Source organism: Vibrio sp. V19_P1S1T109 (assembly GCF_002241375.1).
Classification (GTDB): Bacteria; Pseudomonadota; Gammaproteobacteria; order Enterobacterales; family Vibrionaceae; genus Vibrio; species Vibrio anguillarum.
Window position 1 is genome coordinate 1 of the sequence record NZ_NDIM01000304.1, and the last position, 7697, is coordinate 7697.

7 protein-coding genes are annotated in these 7697 nt (G+C 43.2%); 4 read left to right on the plus strand and 3 right to left on the minus strand.

Going from position 1 to position 7697, the window contains the following annotated elements; translation table 11 throughout:
- Nucleotides 1-137 precede the first annotated feature (137 nt).
- Nucleotides 138-1589, plus strand: coding sequence for a formate transporter FocA (gene focA / locus B9J87_RS14715; RefSeq protein WP_094151500.1), 1452 nt, complete (start codon nt 138-140; stop codon nt 1587-1589).
- Between the two features lie 107 nt (nt 1590-1696).
- Here the strand turns inward: focA and B9J87_RS14720 are convergent, their stop codons facing one another.
- Nucleotides 1697-2569, minus strand: a complete 873-nt coding sequence (locus tag B9J87_RS14720) for a YdcF family protein (protein ID WP_094151503.1) — start codon at nt 2567-2569, stop codon at nt 1697-1699.
- A 305-nt stretch (nt 2570-2874) separates the two neighbouring features.
- Here B9J87_RS14720 and B9J87_RS14725 point away from each other — a divergent pair, with 305 nt between their 5' ends.
- Together B9J87_RS14725 and B9J87_RS14730 are read left to right on the plus strand one after the other, a co-directional pair.
- Complete coding sequence (locus tag B9J87_RS14725) at nt 2875-4359, plus strand: peptide MFS transporter (protein WP_094151505.1); 1485 nt, start codon at nt 2875-2877, stop codon at nt 4357-4359.
- Between the two features lie 187 nt (nt 4360-4546).
- A complete protein-coding gene (locus B9J87_RS14730; protein ID WP_094151508.1) occupies nt 4547-5338 on the plus strand; it encodes a siderophore-interacting protein in 792 nt (263 codons plus the stop codon).
- A 126-nt stretch (nt 5339-5464) separates the two neighbouring features.
- On the opposite strand, the gene phnR is transcribed toward B9J87_RS14730, so the two are convergent.
- Nucleotides 5465-6175 carry a phosphonate utilization transcriptional regulator PhnR gene (gene phnR, locus B9J87_RS14735; protein WP_026027711.1) on the minus strand — a complete coding sequence of 237 codons (711 nt, stop codon included), beginning with the start codon at nt 6173-6175 and terminating at the stop codon, nt 5465-5467.
- Nucleotides 6176-6348: 173 nt separating this feature from the next.
- Here phnR and rnk point away from each other — a divergent pair, with 173 nt between their 5' ends.
- A complete protein-coding gene (gene rnk / locus B9J87_RS14740; protein WP_026027712.1) occupies nt 6349-6756 on the plus strand; it encodes a nucleoside diphosphate kinase regulator in 408 nt (135 codons plus the stop codon).
- A gap of 68 nt (nt 6757-6824) precedes the next feature.
- Here the strand turns inward: rnk and yjjG are convergent, their stop codons facing one another.
- Nucleotides 6825-7499, minus strand: a complete 675-nt coding sequence (gene yjjG / locus B9J87_RS14745; RefSeq protein ID WP_013867832.1) for a pyrimidine 5'-nucleotidase — start codon at nt 7497-7499, stop codon at nt 6825-6827.
- Between the last annotated feature and the right edge of the window lie 198 nt (nt 7500-7697).

Sequence of the window (7697 nt, forward strand, 5' to 3'; positions counted from 1 at the left end):
CAATTCATTTGATGAGTAATCTAAAAATTATCAATTTTACTACTTCATGACCCGTTCGTTAGTCTGTATGGGAAGCAAGGCATGACGCTTTGTTTGAACTTGGGAGGTAATTATGAAATTGAGCTTTGGGAGCGTGTATGTCAGCAGCCTACTCTGAAAATAAACAGCTGTTCTCACCGATTGAGATGATGGCAGAAGCCGAGAAATTTGCATTAAGCAAAGCCAAGAAAAGTAGCGGTATGACACTGAGCCTTGCCATTATGGCTGGTGCTTTTATCGGCTTAGCATTTTTGTTCTACATCACTGTCACCACAGGCAGTGCTAACGCAGGTTGGGGGCTCAGTCGGTTAGCGGGTGGTTTAGCCTTTAGCATGGGGCTGATTTTAATCGTGATTTGTGGCGGTGAACTGTTCACCAGTTCCGTATTGTCGAGCATTTCTTGGGCCAATAAACAAATCAGCTTTAGCAAAATGTTATCCATTTGGGGCAAGGTTTATATCGGTAACTTCATTGGTGCCATGTTCTTACTGCTTTTGGTTACTGGAGCTGGTCTCTATCAGTTGGATGATGGTCAATGGGGGTTGAATGCGCTGAACATCGCGCAGCACAAACTGCACCATACACCTGTTCAAGCATTTTCTCTTGGGGTGCTATGTAACTTACTGGTTTGTCTTGCTATTTGGTTAACGTTTAGCTCAGCCAATGCAATGACCAAAGCCGCAATGACAATTTTGCCTGTGGCGATGTTCGTCTCTAGCGGCTTCGAGCACTGCGTAGCCAACATGTTTATGGTCCCTTTAGGCATTGTGATTCAAAACTTTGCACCAGAGAGCTTCTGGCAGCAGATCGGTATCAGTGCCACTCATTACGCAGATTTGAACATTCATCAATTTGTGGTGGCAAACCTTATCCCAGTGACTTTGGGCAATATCGTCGGCGGTGCTGTGTTGGTTGGTCTCGCCAACTGGTCTATTTTCCGCCGTCCACAACTTAAAGCCGCAAACATTAGCACTATTACGGAAACAGCAACAATTACGTCAGTGAAGGAAACGAAAATGAATAAAACAATTACAGTTAAAGACATTATGAACACCCAACCTGTAACTCTAGGCGTGGAAATGCCAACCGCAGTTGCCATTGATATGTTGCTGGATAACCAGCTCGATAGTGCTCCTGTGGTTGATGTGGCTGGTCGTTTGGTCGGATTTTTCTCAGCTCACGATGTCATGGTGGATTTATGGTGCCAAGACTACCTCCCTACCGAAGGGCAAAAAGTGGTGGATCTTATGAGCCGCGATGTTATCGCCATCGATGCATCTGACCGTCTGATTGATATCGCCGAATTTTTATGTGTCGATAAAGAACAGTTATACCCTACTACCAGCATGGGTATTGCTACTCGTTTTAGCTCACTCTCTTTAGAAGAGCGCGCAAAAAGCATGAAAGTGAACAAACCACAAAATCTCCCCGTCCTTGAAGATGGTAAGTTTGTCGGTATGCTAACTCGTAACCATGTACTGGCAGCACTACGTCCAATTTATGGCGAGCGTCTAAGCGTGGTCAAAGAGCGTACGTTAGAAACGGCTTAACACGTTGTTTTGTTCAAAACAGTTTTTGGTCAGGAAATAAGTCGCTTGACTAAAAAGCAAAGACCCCGCATTGCGGGGTCTCTTTGATTCATCTATTTCGCTTGTTACTATCCCTGACGCCACCAGCGTCCGACGCACGGGTTTTCAGGATCAAGATATCGATTCAATAACGTTAAGTTGCTGTCGAACAAAATGAGATAAGGTTGAATCTCACTGACACTTAACGCCCCCTTTGTGGCATTGATACACTGCATCAATAAATCCGTAAGACAGCGAACAAAAACCCACTTTGGGTTGTCTGCGATTTTATGGTTGATCGCTAAAATAGCCTCATATGCTATTTGGTAAGGAATGGCTCTCACTTGCGTGAGATCGCGCAGAAATGAGCCCGCCACAACACCTTCAAGATAGACACGGTAAGTCGTTAGTTGATCGACCAATAGAAACAGTTCCGCGGCTAAATGCGTATAAGGGTATTTCACCGCTAGGTGATCGTGCAGATCCGGTGAAATAGCCAGCGTGATCTCCATCATTTCACAGCGTTGTTTAAGCACTCGCAGTAACCCTTGCTCATCCATTAATTGCTGAATTTCAAAAATACGCTGCAAGTGATAGTCGTTAGAAATGAAAGTGACAGGTAATGTTTTTTGTGTGTCAATGCCACCGTTTTTTTGCAGCTCTAACGCGACGTTCTCGATATTTTCCACTGTGCTGGTCGAGTGTTCTTCCAGCAAAATGCGGTTATTCGAAAGTGACACATTGAGCCGAGTAAGCTCCGATTGAAGGTAATGATACATAGCCTTCGCTTCAGAAATCTGTTGCCCTAGCGTGAGCCCACCGCATAAAGCAATGACACTATGATCGATTTCATGACGTTGTAACGCCTTAACGAGGCCATCAACACGGCTACGCCCTTCTAATGTTAATTGCTGATCAACAAGTCGTTTACCTAATACGATATAAAGATGCTCGGCTACCATCGTTATTTTTCTCTCTCCATTTCAGCCACCATAAAACTTGTGTCATAGCAATCGACATCAAGAAAGCAGCAGTATTAAAACGTATGGTTTGGTAACACGTAAATACTCCTACATGTGCATAGTGCTTGAGTCAAAAAATAAAATAAACAATCGCTTTTTAAACATTACTCAAACGATAGCCACGCATTAGAAATGCTCGTGCATAAAGTAAGGTTTCTGCGATAATTGTTTCAATTTATTTATAACTACCGATGATAAAATCCACAGGAATAAACTCTAAAAATCCACTATATGGAGAGATTAATATGTGGAATAAACTCAATAAATCAATGATGTTCTGCCAAATGATGTTTGGCTTATCATTTTACGGGGTAATGGTTATCCTAACCCGTTTTTTTCTAGAAGATTTGGATTATAACGAAGCCGATACCATGATGGTGGTAGGAGCATTTTCATCCATTGGCCCCCTTTTTGCGATCGCTGGTGGTTTTATTGCCGATAAGTTCCTTGGCGCTTATCGTTCATTAACCATTGCCTACGGCGCTTTTGCTCTTGGTTACACACTACTGGTGCTGGGTGCCTCAACAACCAACGTCGCGATGGCATTAGCAGGCATCGCTTTAGCGAGCTACGCACGCGGATTAATGTCCCCTTCTTACCCCAGTTTATATAAACGCACTTTTAGCTCCCAAGAACATTTTGAAAACTGTTACCCTGTCAATTATTCGGTAAACAATGTGGGGGCACTACTTGGTCAATATTTATTCCCGATGTTTGTTTTAGTGATCGGTTTTCACGGTAGTTTTATGCTCTCAGCCATTTTGGCAGCGTTCGCCTTTGCCACTTTAATTGTGTTTAACAAATCATTAGTGAATGCTGCAGCTGAGATTGATCAAGCTCCCGTAAGCGTGAAAAACTGGCTCGCCTTTTGTGCAGTATCGTGCGCGATGGTTGGGCTAGTTTTCTTCATGTTTTCTAATATGGACATCGGTCAAAACATCGTTTATGCCATTGGTGCGGCTGCCATTTTTTACTTCATCTTTTTGATGTTTAAAGCGAATCGATCCGATACCTTGAAAATGGGCACTATTCTTATCATGACGGTGCTCACCACCTGTTTCTTTGTCTATTACGGGCAAATGATGACCTCCATGACCATGGTAACCATTAATACGATGCGTGGTGACTTATTTGGATTAATTCCAATCGCTCCTGAAGCATCAATGGCGATGAACCCACTGTGGTGCATTGTTGCTGGGCCAGTCATTGCTATGACTTTCTCTTCACTGGAAAAGCGAGGCATTAATTTTTCAACAGCCACTAAAATTGGCTTTGCATTCATCTTTACCGCCATTGCATTTGGCATTTTAACCATGGCAGTCATGAATATTGGTGCTGATGTTGTCATCAGACCAGAAGTCTTTTTGGTGATCCACTTCTTCCAAGCTTTTGCGGAAGTCATTGTTGGTAGTTTAGTAGTGGCCTTCATTTTGTCAGTGGCTCCCAAGCACATCGAAAACTTTTCGGTTAGCCTCTTTTCAGTCGCCATCGCCTTAAGCGGCATTGTGGGTGCGGTGTTCTCAACCTCCATCGCATTAGAAAAAGGTCAAGTGATCAGTCAGCATATCGTCCAAAGCGTTTATGGCGACTACTTTAAAATGCTCACGATCTTAGCCGTAGTGATGGTAGCAGTGGCCATCGTCGCTTCATTAGTTGTTCGGAAAATGCTTGAAGCATCAAAAATGAACGAACGGGATGAACTTGCAGAAGTTGCACCTAACGAAGTTTAAACATCAGTAAAATGTGAGCATTATTAAGCCTCATACCATTATGCATATGGGGCTTTTTATCTGCAAAGTTACATATTCCCATCTCTTCAAAGTAAAATAACGTAAATGATAGTTATTATCATTGAATCAATTAAGAACTCAGTTTAAGGTTATACCCACAAAAGACAAAACGGTAATCTAGAGAATAATGAAAAAAGAAACAGAACCTAAACGCTCTTTCTATCCACTCACGGTTGCGGATAGCCAGCAGATTTCGCCTTCCCTGCAACGCATTACGTTACAGGGTGACTCAATTGAGCATTTTACACTTGAAAACGAAGGCGATTATATCAAGCTGTTGTTTAGTGAAGATGGTGGTACTGATTTGTCACGGTTAACCCCTGATCAGCGCCCAATAATGCGCACTTATACCATTCGAAGCTTTGATGCGACCAACAACCGCATTGAAATCGATTTTGTACGGCATGAGGCGGAAGATAAGCAGTGCGGATTTGCAGTCAGATGGGCGATGCATACGGCCATTGGCGATACGATTTCAATCGCTGGCCCAGGTAAAGCTCAAGGGTTGAATCTCAATGGGAAATGGTTTTTCTTAGCCGCTGACATGACCGCGATCCCTGCCCTTGCAGCTCAATTAAAACGCTTACCGCGTGATGCAAAAGGTTATGCAGTAATTGAAATTGAGCATGTGGATGACAAACAGGCACTACAGGCTCCGGAGAACATAGAGATCTCTTGGGTCGTGAAAGACAGCAGCACCAATTTGGCGACTTCGGTTATCGAGAAAAATTGGCTGGGTGAGAATGGCTCGGTATGGTGTGCGTGTGAATTTGATACCATGCGCGCGCTAAGAGAGTATTTTCGCAATGAAAAAGAGATAGCCAAAGACTATATTTATATCAGCAGCTACTGGAAACGTGGCGTCAGTGAAGATGGGCATAAACAGCTCAAACAAACGGATGCACAAACTCAGTCATAAACAGCAATAACACAGTAAAAAGGTGACTTAATAGAGGTCGCCTTTTTCATTGAATGCGCTCAATTTTCAACGAACATAGCTTTAACAGACCTAGCTTTAACAAACCTAGCTTTAACGGACATAGCCTCAGCGGGCCACGGTTAGCTTGGCTAACGACTCAATACAAATTGCGTCATGCCGCCAGTATTCGATGCCACAATCGATCAGTTCACCCTGTTGATTATAATTAATGCGCTCAACGACCATCGCCGGAGTGCCTGATGTAGCGCGTAGTGCTTGCGCCATATGACCAAGCAAAGAGCTAGTGGTAATTCGATAACGGACTGTTTGATACTCCACGGCAAAATGGTCGCGATAAATATCCGTCAGTGATTGAGACAAATCGAAAGTCAGCAAGTTGGGAAACAATTCAGGGCGCACGTAATTCGTCACATAGACCACGGGGCGATCTTCTAAATAACGCACACGATCAATTTGGTAAACATCCGAAAACGGCTTCAATCCCAATAAGAGCGATGCTTGTTTATTAGCTAATAGCGCTTTTGCCATCATCAGTTCCGTTTTTGGTACTCGGTTTTGTGCTAAAGCCATGTTGGTAAAATTTAGCGTTTGGGTTGGGTCGTAACGTATCGGCTCGGGAGAAATAAACCAACCTCGCCGATCTTCTCGGTAGATCTTGCCATCCGCTTCCAACAGAGACAAAGCCTCACGCAGGGTAACGCGTGTGGTATTAAACGACTCTGCAAGTTTTCGTTCAGAAGGTAATTTTTGACGAGGGGCAAGCATGCCAGCATCGATTTGTTCAACAATCACATCTTTAATTTTTACGTACTGCACAACATCCACTCCCAGCCTAAATACGTGCATGCCAAATTCATAACAAACTGATACCGTATTATTTGCATTCTATGTCGAACAAGATTAATGTCATAGCCTGAATCGCAATAACATTGACGTTAATTTTTATACCGCCTAGCTTTTGGGCGGTATTTCTTTTTGGAGTATTAAAAATGTCAAACTTAGCACCTGTCTTAGTTTCAAGCCTTGATATGGACAGAATATCCGCATTACTGGATGGCATGCCTAAACTAACGCCAGAGTTAGAAAAGCTCGAGGCTGAGTTGGATAGAGCCACCATTGTCGCCCCACAAGAGATGCCAAATAATGTGGTGAGCATGAATTCGACCGTACGCTTCAAGTTTATCGACAGTGATGAAGTGATCGAAAAAAATCTTGTGTATCCGCATGAAGTGAAAAGCAGTCAAGATATCTCTGTTTTTGCCCCAGTAGGCAGTGCATTGTTGGGCCTAGCTGTTGGTCAACAGCTCAGTTGGCCAATGCCAGGTGGTAGAGAAAGAGTGATTGAGATTCTTGATGTAGTTTATCAACCTGAGCGTGACGGTGAATTCAACCGCTAACGAATCGCTTTGTTGGTGTGGAGGTCGATATCATCACTCCACACCCCAAGCCACACCATTGTAAATAATTATGCGACCAAAATATCTTTAAGCTCGTGCAATGAACGCACATGGTAGTGTGGCTCAATGCCATCAACAGCACTTGCGCCAGTAGAGTTTAGCCAACAGGTCTCAATACCAAAATTCAAGCCACCTAGAATATCGGAATGCGGGTTATCTCCTACCATCAATACACGATTTTTAGCAGGGTTACCCATTTTGTCTAGCGCGTAGGCAAAAATACCGTGATCAGGTTTCGCTACACCAACCTCTTCTGAAATAATCACGTGGTCAAAGTATTCACTCATCCCCGTTCTTTGCAAACGAATCGCTTGAAGTTCGGTAAAACCATTAGTAATGATGCCAAGTTTCGCTCGACCTGTAAGGGCATCCAATAACTCTTTTGCTCCTGGTAGTGGAGTGCAGATATCAGCCATGGCTTCAAGAAATGCGCTGTTTAATTCCGTGGTTGTCGTCGCGAGCTTTTCTGCCCACTCTGCAAAACGAGTATGCTTCAACTGCGCCGCCGTGATATCACCATTTTGGTAATCGACCCACAGTGGTTTATTAACTTCTTGGTACTGCGCAAAATCTTGTTCAGTAAACAACACTCCTTTGCGCTCAAACATCAGCTGCATACCTTTGAAAGCATCAAAATGAAACAAGGTCTCGTCAGCGTCAAATAAAATCCAGTCGTACTTCATGATCTCTCCTCATAATGTTCGGGCTAGTTTAGATTGTTTTTAGTTAAATGATAATCTCTATCAGAAGAAACTTTTAAAATTCAATGTGATAACGAATCTAATCGTCCCTGTAATAAAAAAGGCTCGAATGAGCCTTTTCTTATGCTTAATATTGCAAATTATGATGCTTTTTCAGCTTCGTTAACCATAGAAAGCGCC

What these genes read in the sequence shown, in the direction of transcription:
- B9J87_RS14730 (WP_094151508.1), top strand. Translation starts at nt 4,547, where the DNA reads ATGAAAAAAGAAACAGAACCTAAACGCTCTTTCTATCCACTCACGGTT.
- yjjG (WP_013867832.1), bottom strand. Translation starts at nt 7,499, where the DNA reads ATGAAGTACGACTGGATTTTATTTGACGCTGACGAGACCTTGTTTCAT.
- rnk (WP_026027712.1), top strand. Translation starts at nt 6,349, where the DNA reads ATGTCAAACTTAGCACCTGTCTTAGTTTCAAGCCTTGATATGGACAGA.
- focA (WP_094151500.1), top strand. Translation starts at nt 138, where the DNA reads ATGTCAGCAGCCTACTCTGAAAATAAACAGCTGTTCTCACCGATTGAG.
- B9J87_RS14720 (WP_094151503.1), bottom strand. Translation starts at nt 2,569, where the DNA reads ATGGTAGCCGAGCATCTTTATATCGTATTAGGTAAACGACTTGTTGAT.
- B9J87_RS14725 (WP_094151505.1), top strand. Translation starts at nt 2,875, where the DNA reads ATGTGGAATAAACTCAATAAATCAATGATGTTCTGCCAAATGATGTTT.